General features: G+C 69.4%; 17 protein-coding genes. 3 read left to right on the top strand and 14 right to left on the bottom strand.

All coding sequences use genetic code 11. The features are described from left to right. Positions 1-3: 3 nt before the first annotated feature. The 4 genes from ACWGE0_RS31355 to ACWGE0_RS31340 form a co-directional block, all read right to left on the bottom strand. Complete coding sequence (locus tag ACWGE0_RS31355) at positions 4-1,224, bottom strand: tryptophan dimethylallyltransferase family protein (protein ID WP_452264514.1); 1,221 nt, start codon at positions 1,222-1,224, stop codon at positions 4-6. A gap of 243 nt (positions 1,225-1,467) precedes the next feature. Further along, complete coding sequence (locus ACWGE0_RS31350) at positions 1,468-2,424, bottom strand: lysyl oxidase family protein (RefSeq protein WP_452264513.1); 957 nt, start codon at positions 2,422-2,424, stop codon at positions 1,468-1,470. Beyond that, positions 2,400-3,746 (bottom strand): NAD(P)/FAD-dependent oxidoreductase, encoded by a 1,347-nt coding sequence (locus tag ACWGE0_RS31345; protein ID WP_452264512.1) that lies wholly within the window; start codon positions 3,744-3,746, stop codon positions 2,400-2,402. The genes ACWGE0_RS31350 and ACWGE0_RS31345 overlap by 25 nt, the downstream gene beginning before the upstream one ends. Then, entirely contained in the window at positions 3,746-4,570 is an 825-nt protein-coding gene (locus ACWGE0_RS31340) for a glycosyltransferase (protein WP_452264511.1), read from the bottom strand. The genes ACWGE0_RS31345 and ACWGE0_RS31340 overlap by 1 nt, the downstream gene beginning before the upstream one ends. A gap of 238 nt (positions 4,571-4,808) precedes the next feature. On the opposite strand from ACWGE0_RS31340, the gene ACWGE0_RS31335 reads away from it, so the two are divergent. Both ACWGE0_RS31335 and ACWGE0_RS31330 read left to right on the top strand, forming a co-directional pair. Then, positions 4,809-6,263: a sugar transferase gene (locus ACWGE0_RS31335; RefSeq protein WP_452264510.1), complete on the top strand. Its 1,455-nt coding sequence runs from the start codon at positions 4,809-4,811 to the stop codon at positions 6,261-6,263. 26 nt (positions 6,264-6,289) lie between these two features. Then, positions 6,290-7,480, top strand: coding sequence for a putative glycoside hydrolase family 15 protein (locus tag ACWGE0_RS31330; protein WP_452264509.1), 1,191 nt, complete (start codon positions 6,290-6,292; stop codon positions 7,478-7,480). On the opposite strand, the gene ACWGE0_RS31325 is transcribed toward ACWGE0_RS31330, so the two are convergent. The 9 genes from ACWGE0_RS31325 to ACWGE0_RS31285 are packed head-to-tail and all read right to left on the bottom strand — an operon-like array spanning position 7,461 to position 17,079. Further along, positions 7,461-8,558, bottom strand: a complete 1,098-nt coding sequence (locus ACWGE0_RS31325) for a glycosyltransferase family 4 protein (protein ID WP_452264508.1) — start codon at positions 8,556-8,558, stop codon at positions 7,461-7,463. The two genes, ACWGE0_RS31330 and ACWGE0_RS31325, sit on opposite strands and share 20 nt — an antisense overlap. Next, positions 8,555-9,619 (bottom strand): glycosyltransferase family 4 protein, encoded by a 1,065-nt coding sequence (locus ACWGE0_RS31320; protein WP_452264507.1) that lies wholly within the window; start codon positions 9,617-9,619, stop codon positions 8,555-8,557. Before ACWGE0_RS31320 ends, ACWGE0_RS31325 begins: the two co-directional genes overlap by 4 nt. Continuing rightward, the gene (locus ACWGE0_RS31315) at positions 9,616-11,016 is read right to left on the bottom strand and encodes an oligosaccharide flippase family protein (RefSeq protein ID WP_452264506.1); all 1,401 of its coding nucleotides are present in this window, start codon (positions 11,014-11,016) and stop codon (positions 9,616-9,618) included. Before ACWGE0_RS31315 ends, ACWGE0_RS31320 begins: the two co-directional genes overlap by 4 nt. Next, complete coding sequence (locus ACWGE0_RS31310; protein ID WP_452264505.1) at positions 11,013-12,263, bottom strand: glycosyltransferase family 87 protein; 1,251 nt, start codon at positions 12,261-12,263, stop codon at positions 11,013-11,015. Before ACWGE0_RS31310 ends, ACWGE0_RS31315 begins: the two co-directional genes overlap by 4 nt. After that, a complete protein-coding gene (locus ACWGE0_RS31305; RefSeq protein ID WP_452264504.1) occupies positions 12,260-13,114 on the bottom strand; it encodes a hypothetical protein in 855 nt (284 codons plus the stop codon). Before ACWGE0_RS31305 ends, ACWGE0_RS31310 begins: the two co-directional genes overlap by 4 nt. Beyond that, complete coding sequence (locus ACWGE0_RS31300; RefSeq protein WP_452264503.1) at positions 13,111-14,145, bottom strand: glycosyltransferase; 1,035 nt, start codon at positions 14,143-14,145, stop codon at positions 13,111-13,113. Before ACWGE0_RS31300 ends, ACWGE0_RS31305 begins: the two co-directional genes overlap by 4 nt. Continuing rightward, positions 14,127-15,323, bottom strand: coding sequence for an O-antigen ligase family protein (locus ACWGE0_RS31295; RefSeq protein ID WP_452264502.1), 1,197 nt, complete (start codon positions 15,321-15,323; stop codon positions 14,127-14,129). The genes ACWGE0_RS31300 and ACWGE0_RS31295 overlap by 19 nt, the downstream gene beginning before the upstream one ends. Next, entirely contained in the window at positions 15,314-16,258 is a 945-nt protein-coding gene (locus tag ACWGE0_RS31290) for a polysaccharide deacetylase family protein (RefSeq protein WP_452264501.1), read from the bottom strand. The genes ACWGE0_RS31295 and ACWGE0_RS31290 overlap by 10 nt, the downstream gene beginning before the upstream one ends. Continuing rightward, on the bottom strand, positions 16,255-17,079 hold the full coding sequence (locus tag ACWGE0_RS31285; protein WP_452264500.1) for a hypothetical protein: 825 nt from the start codon (positions 17,077-17,079) through the stop codon (positions 16,255-16,257). Before ACWGE0_RS31285 ends, ACWGE0_RS31290 begins: the two co-directional genes overlap by 4 nt. Positions 17,080-17,190: 111 nt before the next feature. On the opposite strand from ACWGE0_RS31285, the gene wecB reads away from it, so the two are divergent. Then, the gene (gene wecB / locus ACWGE0_RS31280; protein ID WP_452264499.1) at positions 17,191-18,306 is read left to right on the top strand and encodes a non-hydrolyzing UDP-N-acetylglucosamine 2-epimerase; all 1,116 of its coding nucleotides are present in this window, start codon (positions 17,191-17,193) and stop codon (positions 18,304-18,306) included. 54 nt (positions 18,307-18,360) lie between these two features. On the opposite strand, the gene ACWGE0_RS31275 is transcribed toward wecB, so the two are convergent. Continuing rightward, positions 18,361-20,829: an SEFIR domain-containing protein gene (locus ACWGE0_RS31275; protein WP_452264498.1), complete on the bottom strand. Its 2,469-nt coding sequence runs from the start codon at positions 20,827-20,829 to the stop codon at positions 18,361-18,363. Positions 20,830-20,839: the final 10 nt, after the last annotated feature.

Below are 20,839 nucleotides of genomic sequence, written 5' to 3'. Positions count from 1 at the left end.
TCTCTAACTCGACATGGCCTTCGTGCGTGGTGGGGTGACGTCGTACGCCTCCGACGACAGGTACACCGTCACTCCAGGTCGAGGTTTGCCCAGCCGCAGCGAGACGTGGGCGATCAGACCGACGCCCTCGCCGAGCGGCCTGCGGACGATGCTCGCCAGCGCCAGCACGAACGGCGCCGTGTCGAGACCGCACCGGGTCATGATCATGAGAACCCTCTCACAGGCTTCCAGGTCGTCCTGCACGTAGTCCCGGACGGGGATGTAGATCGAGTAGCCGCTCGGCCGGTCGGTGTCGCCTGCCATGAAGTTGTAGCTGGACATCAACGGGCGCCGGGTGAACGGCCCGGTGCCACCGCCCGCCAGCTTGACGACGTCGGAGAGCAGGCCCAGATCCACGTCGGGCACCGCGGAGGCGGCCCGCACCACGTCCGTGAGCTCGGCGTCGTCGTGCGACACGTAGGTCTTCACCCTGGCCCGCTTCTCGTCCATGAGGTCGAGAGCGAAGAAGGAGAACCGGTCGAGCCCCTCGCGCCGCAACGCGTGCTCGGCCACCGTCGGGTAGGTCGCGCCGAGGCCGAGCCGGTCCAGGGCCTCGCGGACGAGTGCGGTCGCGCTCTCCCGGCCGCGCACCTCGGGGTTCAGGTAGACCTTGATCGCGGGCGCCACGTCCGGCTGGACGATCAGCGAGTACCAGAACGCGAAGTCGCCCTGGGGATCCGCGGGCAGGAACAGGTCGCGCACCACGTCGAGCCGGCGGAGGTCCAGCTGGTGCCGCTCGGCGAGCCGGTCGAGCACCCCGAGCGCCGCGGCGAGGTTCGTCCGCCGGTCCGGCTGTTCCGCGATGGACTCGACGATCATGCGAACGGCCGGCGGTTCGTTTTGGGCCAAAGCCACCGAGAATTCAACAGGCGTGTGATCGTCCGCCACATTCGACGGCCAATGGGGAACTGCGGAAAGCGGGAGCAAACAGCCGGGTCCTAATGCCTCACCCAGCAGTTCTGTCGACCTGTCTGCCGACTTTGCCAATCCGACAGCGCGCAACAGGTTGTGCAGTTGACCAACGGCGAAATCGCGTAGTGAGACCTTTGCCGCGCTCAAGATGGGGCTCTCCTGTTTGGCCGGGGAAACAGGTTGATCCCTGTCCTGTTGAGGTGGAATCGCGTCGTGAATTCTCTCAACTGGGTACCTGGCCTGGTCAAGAGCCAGTGGGGTTGCGTGCGACACTCTCGCACTGTGATCGAGATTGCACCGCTCGGCCTATTGACTTGCCAGAGTGCTTGATGCGGACGAGTGGAATTGCGCGATTGCCCGCACGCGTGCTATGCGAGATCGCTTTCGGTTTCAAAGAGTGAGGATTGTGCGCTTAGCAGGCGCTGTGGTAAAGCAGGTTTCCCGATCGTTTGTCTCGGTACAAATGCAAACAGGGTGCCCGCCGTGGCGGACACCCTGAATTGGTTCGGAGACTTCTCAGCCCAGCGACTCGGCGCACCGGGCCTTGCCGGGACAGCTGCGGATCAGCCGCACGGCCGGCGGGGCCTCGATCGGAGAAGGCGCCTCGACCGCGCCGCGCGGCCACTGCAGGTGGATTGCGATCGACGACGCGTTGTTGTCGTAGTTCTTCTCCAGCAACATGCGGTCGGAGTTCACGATGTTGACGACGTCGTACACGCCGGACGGCACGTGGGTGAGATCAAGCCACTGGAAGTCGACCTCGTGCCGGTAGTCGTCGCCGGAACCGACGGAGATTCCGAACATCACGTCCAGCGCGGCCGGGTTGTGGTGCTCGCACATGTGACCGTCCAGGCTCTTCGCGAGCAGGCCTGCCGGGCTCGCCGGGTCGTCGGGCCGGCGGTCCAGCTCGTCGTCCAGGGTGTACCGGTCGCCGAGGCAGAAGCCGTTCTTCCGGTCCGTCACCACGGTTTCGCCGTCGGGCTTGCGCAACTGGAAGTACTCGAACCCGAGCAGGTGCCAGTGCTCGTGCGTCTCGGCGGGCTCGTAATAGGCGCCGGCCGGGGTGTCGCGCTGCGCCGTGTCGAACGAGCGCGGGATCGATCCGTCCACACTGGACTGCACGGCCTGGCGAACCTTCATCGTCGCCTCGCCCTGGCCGGACCGGCGGGCGTGCAGCAACAACGGGCCGTCGCCGATGTTGTCGATCGAGGTGGTGAACCGCAGACGGACCGAGCTGATCGGGCCACCGGAGTGGATGCAGCCGCCTCGGGTCTGCGAGCTGTCGCGCACCACGCACACGTCCCAGTCGCGGCACGTGAGCGGATTGCCGGAGAAACCGCCGGGACACCCGACGGGCGCCTGCCTCAGGTCGGGCAGCAGCGGTGTCTGGTCGGCCTGGACGTGTTGGGAGGAAACGAGGTTGACCGCGGTGACCGCCAGAGCTGCGATCACCGCGCCGATTCTGCTGACCATGCCGTGTGCTCCTGGGTCGATGACCTCCTGATGTCGTGCAGGAGGCGGTCCGTCACGGAGTTCGCGAGCTCGACGCTCGAGTTCCAGCTCGTGACGTTCGGGTAGACGTGGGCCGTGGTGGCGAGCAGCAGCCGGCTGCCGGGCACCTCCACGGCGGGCCGCTGGGTCAGGTAGCCGAGCGGGTACACCGGTTCCACGAACGGCGCCTTGAAGACGCGGACCTCGTCGACGTCGTCCTGGAGGAGTCCCTTGTGGAGGCTCAGCAGCTGCTCGGTCCACCTGGCGGCGATCGCGCTGTCGTCCTCGCGGAACAGCGGGGACTCGCGATCGGTGTAGTGCATGACGTACACGAGGTGCCGGCCGCCGTACTGCTCGGTGCCGGTGAGCGCGGACATCTCGATCACGCCGTCGAACTCGGTGCCCGACCGCAGCACCGGCGCCCAGTAGTGGCCCGTCAACGGCTTGCGCAGGAAGAACAACGCGTTGACGACACCCTGGTACGGCAGCCGCACGTCGGGCAGCCGTGGGGTCAGGTCGGCGTCCGCGATGCCCCGCAACGCGGGCAGCGGGACCGTGGAGACCACGTGGTCCGCCTCGATCGTCTCGCCGTCGGACAACGTCACGAGGGCCCGGTCCGGTCCGGCCTCCAGCAGCCGCACGGGGGTGGAGGTCCGCACCTCACCGCCGCCCGCCTCGATGGACGCGCGCAGGGCGTCGATCACGCTCTTGTAGCCACCGCCGGGGTACCCGCGGACGGACTTGTTGCTCTCCCGGCCGAGCCGCTCCCAGAGGTACAGGGCGGGCACGTCACCGAACGCCGAGCCGAACTTGGCGCCGAACATCGGGGCGAGCAGCAGGCTCCAGACCTTGTCGCCGTACAGGCCGCGCAACCAGTCCTCGGTGCGGATCAGGTCGAGGTCCTTGCCCTTGCCGAGCCTGCGCAGCAGCACCGAGATCACGCCGAACCGGATCCGGTCGACGAGGCTCAGCGGCCGGAACCGCAGCAGGTCCAGCGCGGAGTTGAACGGGCGGTGGACGCCGTCGACGATCATGCCCATCTTCGTGGGCCGCCAGCCGACGCTCTCGCGCACGCCGACCTCGTCCAGCAGGGCGAGCAGAGCCGAGTCGGTCGGCATCACGCAGTGGTAGAAGCGTTCCACCGAGCGGCCCTGCGAGGAGAAGAACGTGCCGAGGCCGCCGAGTTGGTCACTGGCCTCGAGCAGCGTCACGGCCACGCCGTCGCGGACGAGCCGGTGCGCGGTCGCGAGGCCGCAGATGCCGCCGCCGATGACCACCACGAGGGCGGGGACGCGGGGCGCCATCAGAGCTTCCGGAACGGGACGGGCGCGAGCCGGTCACGCGTGAGCAGGAGCAGGTACTGCACGAGGGTGCGGCCGAGCCGGAGCTTGCTGGGGCTGGGCTTGCGGTCGTAGCGCAGCTTCAGCGGGATCTCGGTGACCACGGGCGCGCAGTGCCGGAGCTTCATCAGCAGTTCGACCATGCAGGCGAACCCGCGTTCCTCGACCAGTCGCTCGCCCCAGTGCGCGGTGGCCCGGTTCAGCAGGCTCACCCGGTAGGCGCGGAACCCGCTGGTGAAGTCCTGGATGCCCTCGAACCGCACGATCTTGCTGAACACGAACGTCGCGCCGCGGGACAGCACCCGGCGCCAGCGCGGCGCCGTCGAGTCGTCGCCGCCCTCGACGAACCGGGAGCAGATCACGACGTCCGCGCCGTTCGAGATCTCCTTGAGCAGCGCGGGAATCACGCCGGGGTCGTGCGTGTCGTCGGCGTCCATGACGATCGCGACGTGGTCGTCCTCGGCCTCGGCGAGCACCGCCCGCAGTCCTGACTGGACGGCCTGGCCGAGCCCGAGGTTCACCGGGTGGCGCACCAGCCGGACGTCGAGGCCGCGGACCCCGGCCGCGCAGTCGCCGGTGCCGTCGGACGAGCCGTCGTCGATCACCCAGACCGTGATCCGGTCGGCGATCTCGACGTCGGCGATGCGCCGCAGCAACGGCGGGAGCGCCGCCGCCTCGTTGTAGGCGGGGAGGACGACGTGGATGTCGCCGCACGTGCGGATTTCGTTCTGCACGGCCGCGGTCGTGGCCCCCGCCGAATGCCGGATGCCGTGTTCGTCGACTCTCACTCAATACCCCCCACTTCGGTGGCTCACGGTTGGTGGGGGGAATTATTGACACGGCGTGATAAAGCTTTGAGGCGGCCCTGTCGAGTTCAGGGCGAGAACAACGTCGAAACCTCACCAACCGCGTTCGTCTGGAACACCAAAGGGGGAATCTTGATACCTGAAACGGTGACTTCACATCTCAAGTTCACTCTTTCGAGTAGTTCCGCAGCCAAAACTCCTTCGATCGGATGATCTTCTAATGAGGCGATTCTCGGCGGTGGCCGTTCAGACCGCACCACTGCAGGCGGACGACGCGCAGGAGGCCGGCCGCCGGCGACCACCGCTGCGCCGCGGCAGGCCGGAGCGCCGCCGGGCCAGAGACCTGCTCAGCCGGGTGAACGCGGTCGCGGTGCTGCTCGTCCTCGTCGACAGCGGCACGCTGGCCGCGGTGTGCCTGGACCGCCGGATCGGGTGGGCGTGGAGCGCGGCGATCGCGGTGACGGTGCTCACGATCAGGGCGGCCTGGCGGGTCTACCGCCGGCGCCTGTGGCTGTCGTGGCTGCAGGACCTGCCCCGGTCCGCGGCGAGCACGGCGCTGGCCTTCGCGCTGCTCACCGGCATCGGCCTGATCAGCGGCGCGCCCGCGCGGGACGTCGTCGCCGTGCAGTGGGCGATGATCGCGTTCGCGCTGGTCATCGAGCCGATCAGGTGGTGCGTGTTCGCCTTCGGCCGGTGGTGCCGGCGGCGTTTCGACCGCTGCGACCGCACGATCATCGTGGGTGCCGGCGAGGTCGGCGTGAACCTCGCCAGGACGATGCTGGAGCACCCCCAGTTCGGGCTGCGGCCCGTCGCGTTCGCCGACTCCGGCCCCGATCCCGACCGGCACGCGCCCGGTCTGGAGGTCATCGACGGCGACCTGGCCGACGCGATCATCCGGCTGCGGGCGGGCACCGTCGTCCTCGCGTTCTCGCACACCCGCGACTCACCGCTGGTCGACGCGGCCATCACCGCCCACCGGCTGGGCTGCTCGACCCTCGTCGTGCCCCGCATGTACGAGCTGCACCCCGACGGTCCCGGCATCGAACGGCTGCGCAGCTACCCGCTGATGCGCCTGGGCACCGCGCCGACCAGCAGGCCCACCTGGTGGATCAAGCGCGCGGCAGACCTGCTGCTCGCCGCGATCGCCCTGGTCGTGTTGTCGCCGGTCATCGGCCTGTGCGCGCTCGCCGTGCTGGTCGAGAGCGGCCGGCCGCTCTTCTTCCGGCAGGTCCGCGTCGGCATGAACGGCCGCACGTTCGTCCTGTTCAAGATCCGCAGCGTGCGGCAGTCGGGTGAGGACGACTCGCAGGTGAAGTGGTCGGTCGAGGGTGATTCCAGGGTCGGCCCGGTCGGGCGATTCCTGCGCAGGACGTCATTGGACGAGCTGCCCCAGTTGTGGAACGTCCTGCGCGGCGACATGTGCGTGGTCGGGCCCCGGCCGGAGCGTCCGGGTTTCGTTCGCGAGTTTTCGGCCATTCACGAGCTATATTGGGCTCGCCATCGCGTTCCGACCGGCCTGACGGGGCTCGCTCAGGTGCACGGGTTGCGCGGTGACACCTCAATCGCAGACAGGTCTCGATATGACAACTACTACATCGCGAATTGGTCGTTGTGGCTTGACCTGAGGATTCTACTGATGACAGCGGGTGAGTTGTGTTGCCGCAGAAATCGTTGATCCGTCGATTCACCGGTGTTGTTCTCGTGCTCGTCACGAGCGCCGCCTGCACGGTCAGCGCGGCCACCGAACCGATCATCAACGGGCCCGCGCCGAGACCTCTCGCGCCGTGCGCCTGGTGGTACGGCATCGGCGACTCGCCCGCGCAGTGGGAGATCAGGTCCGCCGCCGAGCACTACGACGTCGTGGTGCTCAACGCGTGGGAGACCGCGGCCATGCGCAAGATCCACGAGCTGAACCGGAACGTGAAGGTCCTGGTGTACAAGGACTTCTCCAGTGCCCGGAACTACTCGGGCGCCATCGAGGGTGGTCGTGACGCCAAGTACCTGCCCACCGGGGTCGGGTTCTTCGCGACCGAGCAGGCGCACCCCGAGTGGTTCGCCCAGGACACCGCCGCGAAGCGCATCGAGTGGACCGGCTACCCGAAGCACTGGCAGATGGCCGTGTGGGACAAGACCTACCAGCAGGCGTGGACGGACGCGGTCGTCGGCGAGGTGGTCCGCGAGGGCTGGGACGGCGTGTTGGCGGACAACGACTTCAGCTCGCTGAAGTACTACTCGCAGGCCCTGCTCAAGGGCACCGCCGACGCCGCGGCGACCGACCGGTTGCTGCGCGAGGGCCTCGACGGCTTGCTCGAACTGGCCGGTGACGCCCTGGAGAAGTCCGGGAAGATGCTGGTGCCCAACGTGTCGGAGTCGCAGCTGACGCCGGGCCGGTGGTCGGCGCACTCCCGGTACGCGGGCGCGATGGAGGAGAACTTCGGCCTGCGCGGCGACGACGGCGCCGGCGAGCTGATCACGTTCAACGGCAACCAGTTCAAGGAGCAGCGCGCCCAGGCCGCGCTCGGCGAGTCCTGGCTGCTGCTGATCACGCACACGAAGTCGGACCAGGAGGAACGCGTCGGGTACGCGTCCGCCGCGCTCCTCGCGAGCCCGCACACGTGCTGGACCAGGGCGAACCCCGACTACAAGAGCCCGTACTGGTCGCTGTACCAGGACGCGCGGCTCGGCGAGGCCCGCGAGACGGCGAACCGCATGCCGTCCGGCGTGTGGACGCGGCTCTACACCGGCGGCTGGGTGGCCGTGAACCCGACGAAGGAGGCCGTGCGGCTGACTCCTCCGGCGGGCCTGTTCACGATGCAGGGCGAGGCGGCTCCCGCGGAGCTGAACCTGCCGGCCGCGGACGCCGCGGTGCTGGTCAGTTCACAGCGGCGGTGAGCTTGCGGTACAGGTCGAGGTGACGCCGCGCGCACACCTCTGCCGTGAACCGCTCGCGGGCCCGCATCGCCAGCTTCTCGCCTGTGCCGGCGGGGTCGGGGTCGGCGAACAGTTCGCGCAGCTTCGCGGCGAGCGCGGCCACGTCGCCGGGGCGCGGGCAGTCGGTGCCGGGAACGCCCAGCATGTCGGCCACCCCGCCGGTGTCGGTCGCCACCACGGGTTTGCCCGCTGCCATGGCCTCCGCGACCACGAGCGGCTGTTGTTCCATTGTGGACGGCAGCACCAGCGCGTCGTGTTCCAGCAGCAGTTCCGGGACGTCGGTGCGGAAGCCGGCGAAATTTACCCGGCTCGCGAGGCCCCGGCGGACCGCCCGGCCCTCCGCTTGCGTCCTCTGTGGACCGTCGCCGACGACGGTGAGCGTCGCGTCCTGCGGCATCGTGGTCTCCAGTGCGTCCAGCAGGGTCAGCAAGCCCTTGCGTTCGACGAGCAGGCCCACGAACACCAGCTTGCGCACCGGACCGGCGGGTGGGCTCGCGGCGCCGACGTCGACGCAGTTGTCGATGTGGGTCATGCGGTGGGGCGGCACGTACAGCCGTTCGCGCAGGAACCGGCCCATCTCCCTGGCGGGCACCACGGTCCGGTGCACGACGCGGGCGACGGCGGCGTCGGCGGCGAGCACGGCCCTTGTGTAGGCGGGCGGCGGTTCAGCGCCGCGCACGTTGCGGAACCACTGCTCGCCCACGTCGTCCGGCACGCCGTGGTAGGTGTGCGCGATCTTCGTGCCGGTGGTGGCGAGCGCCGCGCTCACCAGGCCGGCCCGGCGGTCCTGGGCGTGCACGACGTCCGGCCGCCACGCTTTGAGCGCCGCGCGTGCCTGTCGCGCGGCGCGCATGTCTCCCTTGCGGGGGACGAGGATCTCCTCCAGGTACGGGTCGATCAGCTCCGCTCCGCGCCGGGGCCGCGGGCCGAACACGCGCACTTCGGCGTCGCCGGACTTGGCGAGCGCGGCGGCCAGGCGCACCGTGACGTCCACCGGCCCGCCGCTGTCCTGGGTGAGCAGGTAGGCGATCCGTGTCATCGTCGTCCTTCCGTGGAGACCAGCTTTTCGGTGAGCGTCACGATCTGGCTGGTCATGCGGTCGCGGTCGAACAGGGTCTCGGCCCTCATGCGCCCGCGTTTGCCTTCCGCTGTCGCGAGTTCGGGATCCGCGAGCCTGATCGCAATCGCTTGCGCCAGGGCTTTCGTGTCGTTCTTGGGGACCACCTCGCCCGCGTCCCCGAGGCTTTGCTCGACGCCTTCCACGTCGAACGCGACGACCGAGCGTCCGCAGGCCATGGCTTCGAGTGGCACCAATGCCATGCCCTCGGCGCGTGAGGGCAGGACCACGACGTCTGCTCGTTCGTAGAAGTCGGCCACCTGGTCGCTGTGTCCGTGCCAGTGCACCTGTGGGTGGTTGGTGGCTTTGAGCGTGGCGGCCATCGGGCCGTCGCCGACGATCAGGAGCCGGGCGTCCGGAACCCTTTCGAGCACCTGGGGCCAGGCTTGGAGCAGCAGGTCCTGGCCTTTCTGGTGGGCCACCCGGCCGACGCACACCGCTGTGGGGGTGTCGTCTTCTTTGGGTTTCGGGTACAGCCGTTGGGTGTCGACGCCGTTGCAGACGACTTCCGCTGGTGCAGTTACTCCTGCGGTGCGGCCTGCTGCCAGTTCGTCGTCGCTCACGCACACCAGCATGTGCGTCCAGCGGGAGGCCAGTGCTTCCCAACGCCGGCAGGCGCGGCTCAGCAGGCCGTCGGCGATGCGGAACGACCAGAGGTGCGGCTGGAAGAGCGTCGGGGTCCGGCCGCGGGTGACGAGCCTGCCCAGGCCGGCTTTGGAGCTGTGCAGGTGCACGAGATCTGGTCGGAGCTTTCGGAGGATCCTGCGCAGGGCCAGGAGTTCGGTCGCGGTTTTCGGGCCGGGGGAGCGGGTCGCGTGCCACGGGTGGACCGGGATCCCTGCCTGTTCTGCCTGGTCGGTCAGCCAGCCCAGCGGGCAGGCGATGCTGACGTCCCAGCCTCGTCGTTGCTGGGCCTTGGCCAGTTCCAGCACCACGACGGCGACTCCGGCTTCGACCGGTTGCGTCACGTGGACGATCTTCACGCGCGCTCCTTCAGTCCGATGAGGACGGTGCGGTTGGCCGGCAGTGCGATCGCGCAGTAGGCGGCGAGCAGCAGCAGGCCAGTGGTGGCGAGGCCGGCGACGCTGGTGGGGTTCGGCAGGAACGTGCTGAGACCGAAGCAGAGGAGCCCTCCAGCCGCAACGCTCGCGACCGTGCGGGCCAGCCGGGGGAGAGGGAACGCGAGACCGTTGCGGGCCAGCACCAGCCAGGTCACCGGGACCAGCAGCCACACGACGACCAGCTGGGTGGTGGCGACGGCTTCGGCGCCGTGCCGGGTGGTGAACGCCAGTGTCGTCAGCAGCGTGACGAGGTGGGCGGCTTCGAGAGCGAGGTACTGGCGGGCGTGCCCGGCGGCCCTGATCACCTGGTACCAGACGTGCAGCAGGCTCAGTCCGAGTCCGTAGCCGCACAGCAGGGTCAGCGTTTTCGTGGCCGAGGCCCACTGTTCGCCGAGGATCGTGATGCCGTCGGAAAGCAGCGCGACGGTGACGTACAGGCCGCCGGTGATCACCAGCGTGGCCACGGTGAAGCGGTGCGACGGGAGTTCGTCGCGGCGGCCGTTGCGGATGAGGTCGGCGCAGATGGGGAACAACACGCCGCCCAGCACGACCGCGACCACGATGTAGGGCACCCAGGCGATCCGGAACGCGAGCGAGTACCCGCCGACCGCCTCAGTCCCGAGCACGTGCCCGATCGCGAGGTAGTCGACGTTGATCAGCAGGACCGCGATCAGCGCACCGGGTCCGACCACCGCGATCCACCGCGACGCTTCCGCCGCGGCTTCCTTGTCCCAGGTGGGGTGAATCCGAGCTCCCGCAACGGCTGCGAGGATCGGTTGTGCCACCGCCGTGCAGAGGAGACCCAGGACGAGTGCCGTGGGGCCCGTTCCGGTGGCGGCGAGCGACACGGTGGTGATGGCTCCCAGCAGCATGCCGCCCGCGTCCGGCAACATGCGCCGCCGGAAGTCGAGGTTGCGGTGCATCAACGCCATCTGCACCCCGCCCGCCGCTGTGAACGGCAGGGTGAGCGCGGCGAGCCGCAACATCTGGTCCGCCTCGGGCGCGCCGAGGGTGTTCGCGATCGGGCCCGCGGTGGCGATCAGCGTGATGGCGATGGCTGTTCCGGTCGCGATGCTCATCGTCAGCACCGTGCCCGCCGTCCTGGCCGGGTCCAGTGCGGTGCGGCTGACGATGTCGTAGACGCCCATCGCCTGGATGACCTGGCCGATGTTGACGACCGACACCACCAGCGCCACCGCACCGAGGTCGGCTTCGGTGAGGAACAGCGCGAGCGCCAGCGTCACGACGATCTGGCTGCTCTTGCTGACCAGGTTGACCGCGAAGAGCCACAACGAGCCCCGCACCGCCACGTCGGTCATGCGGTGCGCCGGGTGAGCTTTACCGCGAACACCACCAGCACCACCCAGGCCGCGACCACGGCCACCCCGTCCACCGTGACCGCGGCTCGTGCACCGAGCAGGCTCTTCACCGCTGTGTCAACGAAGTACAGGTGCGCGAACGGAACCACGACCAGCAGCGCCGCGACCGCGGCCCACCGCCAGTGGTTCTCCTTCCGCTTGTGCCAGCACACGACCGCGAGCGCCACGAGAGCCGGAACCGCGATCAGCACATCGCCCGGCTGGTGCACGAGCGCGACCACGATCCCGAGGCACGTCAACACGTCCGCCGCCGCGGACCCTTCTTCGTGCCGGTCGAGCCGGCGGGCGAGGACAGCGGTGACCGCCAGAACCCCGCACAACGCCAGGAGCTCCGCCGCGGGGGGCAACCACCCGGTGGTGCGGAAGAACACCGCCGGCAGGTCCACGCGCTGCGCCGTCATCGAGTCGACCGCGCCGTACCCGGTGTGGCTGGCGTGCGCGAGGTTGCGGGAGATGACGTCGAGGAACTCTCCGATCCCACCTCCGCGCACGACCAGAAGCGCGGCCACCGGCAAACTCGCCGCAGCGGCGATCCCGGTGCCCATGAGCGCGACCTTGCGGTCCCCGCGCACGAACATCAGCAACGCCAGCGGCAACCCGAACTGGGGCTTCAACCACGCCAGCGCCAGCGCCACCGACGCCCAGCCGGGGTTCCTGGTGCGCAACAACAACGCCCCGGCCGCACCGACCGCGATCAACGGGTTGACCTGGCCGACGTACATCTGCGCCTTGCCGACCTGGCTCGTCACCAGCAGCGTGCTGATCACGACGGTCCCGGCGACCATCGGGAGTCGGGCTCCAGCCGAGGCCATGACGGCGAGACCGATGAGCAACATCAAGCAGGCCAGCGCGAACGCCACCGCCCCGACCCGGTAGTCCGGCAGCGCGAACGGCAGGTGCAGTACCAGGTGATAGGGCTGGTAGAGGTTGAAGTTCTGGCGCACCGGCCAGTGCGCGAACATCACGGCGGGGTCGTACGGGTTGCCGCCGTTGAGGAACTCGCGGATGGGGAAGTACAGCGCGTCGCGGAAGTCCTGCATGCGCTCTTCTGGCAGGTTCGCCGCGGTGGGCAGCGGGGCCTCCCAGGACGGCTTCAGCGCACGGATGGCGCTCACGGTGCCGGCCAGGGCGACGAGGGCGACGAGGACCTTCTTGGCGAGGCTCGCGCGGTTGGTCGTGGTGATCACGCCAGCACCACCGCCACGACCACCGAGGACGCGGGCAGCACCGCGAGAGCCGTCGCCAGGTCGTTGCGCCGCCCCCGGTCGTTCGCCGCCACCGCGATCACGGCCGTGCCGTCCGCGGGTTCGGAAGCCTTGTCCGGCAACGTCCGCGCGAGTTCCTCCGCGCGTTCTGCCAGCTCCGGGCTGACCGCCAGCACCCGCACCGGACGTGCGGCCGCCACGCACAACGCCGTGAGCCGATCCAGCAAGGCCGGGTCGTCGTCCTGCGCCACCACGACCGGGTGGGCGATGCCCGCGGTCGCCAGGACGCCGCGGACGGGGTTGCCGGCCAGGCGCCGCAGAGCCGCGACGGCTACACCGGCGATCACGGCGGCGACCAGCGCCAGCCCGGAGGCCAGGCGCCAGTCCGGTGACACGGAGATGGTCTCGGGCTGGGGGTCGACCAGGCGGAACCGGGCGGCGGGTGCCAGCAGGTCGGCGTCGATCACGGCCTTGGCCACGGCGGTGACCGCCGCGGACGCGTGGTCGGCCGTGTCGGCGCGCACGGAGATGCGGGCCACGCCGGACGCGGGGACCAGCTCGACCGCGATGGCGTCGGACAGCCGGGCAGGTGTGGTGCCTGCGGCGCGGGACGCGGCGTCGAGGACCGAGGGGCTGCGGACCAGTTGGACGACGGCGGGCGTGGCCAGTGAGGTCACCTCGCCGAACTGGCCGCTGTCCGGTGTGGACGGGGTGGCGAGCAGGGCCAGCCTGCCCTCGCTCTCGCCGCCGCGCAGGGAGACCGCCAGCAGCACGAGCGCGCCCACCGCGACGGCGGCCAGCGCTCCTTCCAGAACGGCTCTGGGAACCTTCATCGTCCCTCCAGGACGGTGCGGAGAAGTTCGTCGTAGGACTTCATCAACGTGTGCGCGTCGGCTGAGCCGTCGCGCGAGGTGGCTACCGCGCGGGCGACCGGGGAGTGGAGCAGGTCGCGCAACGCCTTCGCGGTCGCAGCCGGGTCCCGGCGTGGCACCAGCACTCCGCCGCCGCCGGACAGGATCTCGCGCACTCCGTCCACATCGGACGCGACGATCGGCCGGTCGGCGGCCAGCGACTCGAGCAGCGCGATCGGCATGCCCTCCCAGTCGCTGGTCAGGACGGTGACGTCGGCGGCTTCCAGCAGGTCGCGGACATCGGTGCGGGTGCCCAGGAAACGGACGCGGTCAGCAGCCCGCCCCTCGAGTTCCGCCCGTAGGCTCCCGTCGCCGGCCAGCCACAGCTCTGCGTTCCCTGGGACCTGCGCCCACGCGTCCAGCAGCACGTCGTGGCGCTTCTGCGGTTCCAGCCGGGCCGGGCACAGCGCGACGGGCACGTCCAACGGCGTGCCGAGCGACTTCCGCACGGTCGCCCGATCGACCTGGGGCAGCGTGGGGAAGACCGCGTTGGGGATCACCACCACGGAGTCCAGTCCGGCGTCGAGCAACCGTGCGGCCGAAGCCGAAGCGACGGCGACAACGCAGGAAGGCACGCGCCGCAGCACCCGCACGGCACCGGGTACGTCAGCCTCGGCGACACCGTGGAACACCGTCACCAGAGGCCGCCGGGGAGCCGCGATCCGGGCGACCAGGCTCGCGGACACGTTGTGCGCCAGCACGACGTCCGGCCGGAACCGCCGCACCGCGACCCGAGTCGCCCACGCCGCACGCAGGACGCCGGCGGGAGACCTGCGGGCGAGAGGCACGTCGAACACCGGAACACCGTTGGCGCGCAACGCATCCGCGCGGAAGCCGCCGCCACTCGCGACCGCGGACTCCCAGCCGACGTCGGAGCCCGCCGACGCCATGCCGGCCACGAGCGCCTCCGCACCGCCCGCGCCCATCTCGCTGATCACGTGGAGAACGCGCATCGACTCTCCTTCTGCGATGAATGCCGTGCCGAGTTCCGGGCCCGCACCTCGATCGCGACCGCGATGGCGACGAGCGACCACAGGGGCAGGTAGTACTGCTCGGACAGGAAGATCGACGCGACCAGCACGGCGATCAGCGCCGCCTGCACGGCCACCGCCTCCCTCCGGTCCGGCACGATCCGCACCGCCCGCTCGCTCGCGACGAAACCGATCGCGATCAACCCGATCAGCAGCGCGAACCCGGGCAGCCCGAGTTCGGCGGCCACTTCGAGGAACAGGTTGTGCGCCACCGGGGTCTGCTCGTCGATCTCCGCGTTGTGCGACGCCGCCGCGTACTGCTGACGGAACCCGCCGGGGCCGACGCCGAGCACCGGCGCGTCGGACAACATCCGCGCGGCTGCCTGCCAGCGCAGCATCCTGGTGTCGGCGTTGGTCCCGGCGATGTGGCTCTTCTCCTGGAACGCCCGTGACAGCTCGGCCTGCGCCACCCCGGCGAACACCAGTGCCGCCACCCCCGTCACCGCCGCGGTCACGACCACCGCGCGGACCGGCAGGGCCCGCCGCACGATCAGCCACACCAGCGCGCAGGCCAGCGCGATGCCGCCGCCGCGGGAGAAGGTCGCCGCCGTGCCCGCCACCAGCACCGCGCCCAGCAACAACAACACGATCCGCGACTGGCCCCGAGCCGGCAGCGCGACCAGCAGCGGCAGCGCGCCCACGAGGAAGAACGCCAGGTCGTTGGGGTCCTCCAGCGGCCCGGTGGCGCGCAGCTCACCGCCGAAGAGACTGATCAACCCACCGCCCGCCGCCACCACCGCACCGGCGACGCACGCGGCGAGCAGCGCCCGCACCGGCACCTCCCGCGCGGCCACGTCGGCCAGCACCACCGTGATCACCAGGAACGGCACCCACCGCACCAGGTACTCGACGGTGAACGGCTCGGCCACGTGCACCGCGGAGGTGGTCAGCAGCACCACCGCCAGCAAGGCCAGCAACAGGTGCAGCGGATGCGGCGCGGGCAACCGCCGGTGCCGGACCAGCGAGATCACCCACACGCCGATCAACGCCGCGGGCACGGCCTTGGCCAGCTGCCCGTGCACCTCCAGCAGATAACCCTCCAGCGGGGCCAGCGCCACCGTCGCACAGGCGAGGACCCGCAGCAGGAAGGTCAGCCACATGCGACCGGATCCCGTTCGCGCAGGCCGGAAAGCGCGGCACGGGCGACGTGCTCCCCGGTGCCGACCACGTCGAAGTGCTTGCGCAGCAACGACAACACCCATTCCAGCAACGCGACCTTCTCGCGACCGGGCACCGCCATGCCGGGGAAGAACTCCATGCCGGGCGCCTCGGCGGCCGACAGCACGTCGGTCGGATGCAGCAGCAGCGACGGGGACACGTTCCTGATCAGGCACAACCGCAGCGCCGTGCGGAAGTACCCGCGAGCCAGCGCGGGCGAGATCTGGTGCAGCTGCAACAGGTACGCGCCGTGGATCGGCACCCTCAGCAGCGGCATCGTGGTCACCGGCAGCTCGACCAACCCGTTGTCGCGCCAGCGATACGCGGTGTTCGGCGCTCGCACGCGACCGAAGCCGCCGAACAGGTCCTTGCCGCCGTCGGTCGAGCCCGCGGTGCGGTTGTGGTACGCGCGAGCCAGCGGTCCGATCCAGGTCGGCAGCACACTCGCGTCGTAGCGATATCCACGCCGGCTCAACAGGTCCAGCAGCTGCGGCGTCACGCTGTAACCAGGACCGCGGAACCCGACGGGACGCGGCGCGCCGGCGGCGACGATCGCCTCCTCCGCGCGCACGACCTCGGCTTCGAGTTCGGTGTCCGAGTACCGGTGCAGCCACGGCTCATGCCGGAACGAGTGGTTCGCGACCTCGTGCCCTGCGGCGGTGATCGCCGCGACGGCCGCGGCGCCGTCGTCCCGTTCGGCATCCGCCCCGACGACGAAAACCGTTGTGGTCAACCGCTGTTCGCCGAAGACGTCCAGCAACCTCGGCACCGCGGAGGGCAGGAAGCTGGGCCGGTGTTCCCACCGGGGATCGCCGTGGGTCTTGAGATATGCCCAGAGGTTGTCGAGGTCCAGCGACACACTGGCAACGGGCTTCATCGTTCACTGCCCACGAGCGCCGGAGCGGGCCGGGACACGGATCCGAGCACCAGCACACCGGTCACGACCAGTAGCACGCCCAGCCCGACCCACCACTCGCGTCCCGGCGCGATCTGGTCGCCCATCAGCGCGAGCCCGGCAACAGAACTGATCACCACCGTGGTCGCGTCCATCGACGCCACCGCGGACGTCGCCGAACCGCGCTGCAATGCCGTGGCCAGACACGCCTGCCCGACGAACGCGGCGATCACCATCACCCAGGTCAGCGGGTGCAGGACCAGCTCCAGCAACGGCTTGCCGGCCACCGTTCTCGCGGCCACCGCGACCACGGCGTAGGCGATCCCGGCCAGCACCGGGATCGCGGCCTTGGGCAGGACGCGCGCCAGCGGGAGCACCGCCAGCGTCAGCAGCCCGAGCACGATCACCGCTGGCAGCAAAGGAAGTTCGTGAGCCGTGGACGGCGCGGCGGCACCCGTCAGCAACAGCAGACCGCACGCCATCACCACCAGCACCGCGATCTCGACCCGCCGGATCCGCCAGCCGAGCAGCAGCACGCCGATCACCGCCGCCACCCCGACCGCGCACGACGACCCGGCCTGCACCAGGTAGAGCGGCAGCGACTCGCGAGCGAGGAACGCGAACAGGAATCCGCCGACCTGACCGGTGAAACCCAGCAGGTACAACCGATCCGAGGCCAGCCGGGCGAGCAGCCCCACACCGGTGCCCGGACGTTGATCCGCCCTGCGCGCGGCGACGGTCTGGGCGACTATCCCCAGCCCGTAAAGGACAGTCGACACCGCAAGAGCCAGATGACCGGACATGGCCGGGACAGTACGACACGCCTGTACCGCAACACTTTCGAGCGATAGCCCAAGCAACGCTTTCGAGTGAATGACGCCGGTGCGGCGTGATCGATGAAGTACCTTGCGGCCGTGCGGGAAACGAACACCGTGACGATCGTGTGCGGCACCAGGCCCGAGCTGATCAAGCTGGCACCCCTGATCGACCACTTCGGCAGCGCGTGCACCATGATCTACACCGGTCAGCACTACGACCGCTCGATGTACTCGCTCATCCGCCGTGATGTGCCGGAACCGGGCGCCTTCCACGAACTGCAGCTAGGCGGCCTGCGCCGCGGCGACCAACTAGGCCGCGCGGTCTCGGCGATCGACGGCGTGTTCGCTCTGGAACGCCCGGCAGCCGTGATCGTGCAGGGCGACACGACCTCGGCACTCGCCGGCGCGTTGGCCGCCAACGCCTGCGACGTGCCACTCGTGCACGTGGAAGCGGGCCTGCGCAGCTACGACCGCGCGATGCCGGAAGAGCACAACCGAGTGCTCATCGACCACCTCTCCGACCTGTGCTGCGCGCCGACGTCGTTGAACCGCCACAACCTTCTCGCGGAAGGCGTGGCGGACGGCCGCATCGTCGTCACCGGCAACACCGTCGTAGAGGCACTAGCGCACGCTCTGCCCAGCCAGGACGAGGAAGATGTGGCCCTGGCCGATCTGGGCCTGAAGCGCGACCGCTACGTGCTGGCCACCATCCACCGCCCGGAGAACGTCGACCACGCGGAAAACCTCTCGACGATCCTGCGCGAACTCGGCGAGTTGCCGCTCCCGGTCGTGCTCCCCCTGCACCCGCGAACCGCACAGCGCGTCTCGGCGTTCGGCCTCGAGGGCCTGCTGCACGGCCTCCAGGTGATCGAACCTCAGCCCTACCGGACCTTCCTGGCGCTCGCGCACGGTTCCGCCGTGATCGTGTCGGACTCGGGCGGCATCCAGGAGGAGGTGAGCGTGCTGAAGCGCCCCGTGGTCGTGGTCCGGCGTAGCACCGAACGGCCGGAGATCGAGGGCACGTTCGGAACGCTCGTGCCTCCCGGTCCTGGTGTGGGCGACGCGGTGCTGCCGTGGCTGGACGACGTGGAGGGCCACCGGGCGGCGTTGCGGGAGATCGCTTCGCCCTACGGAACGGGCTCGCCTTCGGCGCGGATCGCGGACGCGGTGCGCGCGATGATCGGCCAGCCCGTCGCCGCAGGAGTGAGCTAGCGCCGGCGCAAGCGCCTGTCCTGGGCGTCGGCGAGCGCCGATCAGCAGGTCTGATCAGCGCTTCCGCCTTGACGATGCCGAGCCAGATCCCTGAACGTTGTTCAAGGCTTCCTCGAATTTCGTCAAGAGCGGGTCGTTCTTGCCGAGGCTGCTGCGTATGCGTGCCAATGTCCCGTGCAGCATGGTCCTCGCCAGCCGCTTGTTTCCGGCGTCCCCGGTCAATATGGCCAGCAGTACGGAGGAATAGAGCGTCAGCCGGTCGTATTGCCCCCGCTGTTCTGCGTGCTGCCTGACGATGTGGGCGAAGAGGTCGCGTGCAGCGGCCGGGCGCCCCGCAATGCTGAGTGCGCGGGCATACTCCATCTGGAGTTCTGTCGTTTGCAGGTCCTGGGCGCCGAACTCGGCAGCAGCGGTGGCGATGACTTCCTCTGCGATGGCGATTGCCTTGTCGACCTGGCCGTTTCTGGCCAGAACGGTCGTCTGATGAATGCGAGTTTCCAGCGTGTGCCTGTGGTTGGGGCCGAGCAGGCGGACGCGCCTGGGCAGCAGTTCATCCAGCAACTTGATAGCACAGTCGTACTGCTCCAGAACGAGATGTGCACGAACCAGATCGTGGGAGGTCATCAGAGTGTCAGGGTGTTCAGGACCGAGAACCCTGACTTGAGCTTCCAGCACTTCGGTGAGCAGCTTGCGGCGTTTGGGCACGTCGAACGCGCTCGACCAGTACGCCACACCGTGCTGTGCACGAAGCACGCGCTCGTTCTCGGCTCCGAGGACTGGGGACATGTCGTCGACCAGTGCCGTCAACAGGGTGGTGGCCGTGTTCATTTCGCCCATGTCGCCGTACAGGAACGCCTGCAGGTAGCGCAGGTCGAACGTCAGCGGGTCGGTGGGCACATGATCGACGACCACGGGTATGTGGTTGCGGAGCTGCTTCCAGATGGCCATCGACCGCAGATCGAGAGGGCGCTCCGGCATCGCCGCTGTGATGAGGTCGCGTGATCTGGCGGCGTGCTCGTGCGTGTCGCCCAGGCCGTGTCGAGTGACGGCCTGGATCAGGCGATGGACGGTGATGGTGCCTTCAGCGCCTCGCGTCACGAGGCTGTGGGAGAGCAGCTCGCCGATCGCTCGGGTGAGCACGAGCTCGTCCTCCACCAGCGGACGCAGCACCGAGATCGGGATCGAGTCCGGAGCGAAGTAAGCGATGGTGTTGAGGATCAGGCGCGCGGGCGGCGACATCTTCTCGATTGCCAGGAGCCAGGTCGTGGCGACGGTGTGCGGGTAGTCGTCGGCGAGCTCGCCCTCGGTGTGCAGCTCGGCGCTGCGGTCCTGGTAGAAGCGCAGATAGGTCGCGAGATCACTCCCGTTGCTGAAGACGAAGGACGCGGCCTGGGTGAGGGCGAGCGGCAGACCGTCGAGCTCCGCGGCGAGTTTGGTCGCGGCTTCGGTGTCGGCGTCCTGGGAGAGCGTGGCCAGCAACTCCACGGCGTCGTCCGTGCCCAGGGGATCGACGGGGCGGACGACGCTGGGATTGGGCCAGCGACTGTCCTGGCTGGTGACGAGTACGTGTCCGTTGCCCTTCGCCGGGTAGAGACCGCGCGCAGACTTGGTGTCGAGGACGTTGTCCAGGACGAGCAGCCACGGCTTGGTGCGTTGGGACAACCAGTTGTTGGCGGCCTGCACCGCGTTGCGCACCAGTTTCGCCTCGGCCGCCGAGTGGGCCTCCTCCAGCAAGCTTCGGTATTCACCGTCGACTGTGTTCGGGTCTTCCGCCCGGATCCACCAGACCACTTCGTAGTCGTCGAGGTGGCGTTGGGCGTAGGCACGGGCGAGGCTCGTCTTGCCCACGCCGCCCATGCCGGTGAGGACTTGGATCACCGGGGTGCGGGAGTTTCGCTGGGCGGTGAACGCCGTGCGCAGGTCGGCCAGCTCCTGGTCGCGGCCGATCACCTCGGCCATGCCCGCGACCTGCGGGGACACGATGCTGTTGGGCCCTGAGGTGGTGGTTACGGAGGGGGCCGAGGTGTCGAAGTCCGGTTCGTCGCCCAGCGGGGTGGCGGAGTACTTGGGCTTGCGCACGAGGAAGCGGAGCAGGTCTTCCGCGCCTTGCTTGGAGAAGTCCTTGACCGTGTAGACCGTGGTCATCTCCGGGGCGAGAAAGTCCGGGACCCCTGCGGCCGACTGCCCTGGTAGCACCACCGGCACGAACTTCTGCAGGTCTTGCTGCGAGTCGTAGAAGGCGGCACGGATCAGCCGGGCCTCCCACTGGACGCCTCTTCCGGTCTGCTCGTCGACCTGGCCCTGTGATCGCAGCCGGTACTGCTCCGAGGCCACGCACAGCACGACGTCCGCTTCCCGGATCTGGTCTGCCATCCACAGCGACCAGTCCTGACGTTGACCAGCGGCGATCTGGTCGACCTCGGCGTCGATGCCGTTCTGCCGGAGGAAGGCGTACAGGTTCAGCACCACGGCGCGATGTTCGGGGGACTCCTGTGCGTAGGAGATGAACACACGCCGCGCCATTGGCCACCCC

This window comes from Lentzea sp. NPDC054927, from assembly GCF_053610285.1.
This window is presented reverse-complemented; position numbering and strand designations above follow the sequence as displayed.

Excerpts from the sequence above, each read along its gene's own strand:
- ACWGE0_RS31350 (WP_452264513.1), bottom strand. The coding sequence starts at position 2,424 with ATGGTCAGCAGAATCGGCGCGGTGATCGCAGCTCTGGCGGTCACCGCG.
- ACWGE0_RS31345 (WP_452264512.1), bottom strand. The coding sequence starts at position 3,746 with ATGGCGCCCCGCGTCCCCGCCCTCGTGGTGGTCATCGGCGGCGGCATC.
- ACWGE0_RS31335 (WP_452264510.1), top strand. The coding sequence starts at position 4,809 with ATGAGGCGATTCTCGGCGGTGGCCGTTCAGACCGCACCACTGCAGGCG.
- ACWGE0_RS31325 (WP_452264508.1), bottom strand. The coding sequence starts at position 8,558 with ATGACACGGATCGCCTACCTGCTCACCCAGGACAGCGGCGGGCCGGTG.
- ACWGE0_RS31315 (WP_452264506.1), bottom strand. The coding sequence starts at position 11,016 with ATGACCGACGTGGCGGTGCGGGGCTCGTTGTGGCTCTTCGCGGTCAAC.
- ACWGE0_RS31305 (WP_452264504.1), bottom strand. The coding sequence starts at position 13,114 with ATGAAGGTTCCCAGAGCCGTTCTGGAAGGAGCGCTGGCCGCCGTCGCG.
- ACWGE0_RS31300 (WP_452264503.1), bottom strand. The coding sequence starts at position 14,145 with ATGCGCGTTCTCCACGTGATCAGCGAGATGGGCGCGGGCGGTGCGGAG.
- ACWGE0_RS31295 (WP_452264502.1), bottom strand. The coding sequence starts at position 15,323 with ATGTGGCTGACCTTCCTGCTGCGGGTCCTCGCCTGTGCGACGGTGGCG.
- ACWGE0_RS31290 (WP_452264501.1), bottom strand. The coding sequence starts at position 16,258 with ATGAAGCCCGTTGCCAGTGTGTCGCTGGACCTCGACAACCTCTGGGCA.
- ACWGE0_RS31285 (WP_452264500.1), bottom strand. The coding sequence starts at position 17,079 with ATGTCCGGTCATCTGGCTCTTGCGGTGTCGACTGTCCTTTACGGGCTG.
- ACWGE0_RS31275 (WP_452264498.1), bottom strand. The coding sequence starts at position 20,829 with ATGGCGCGGCGTGTGTTCATCTCCTACGCACAGGAGTCCCCCGAACAT.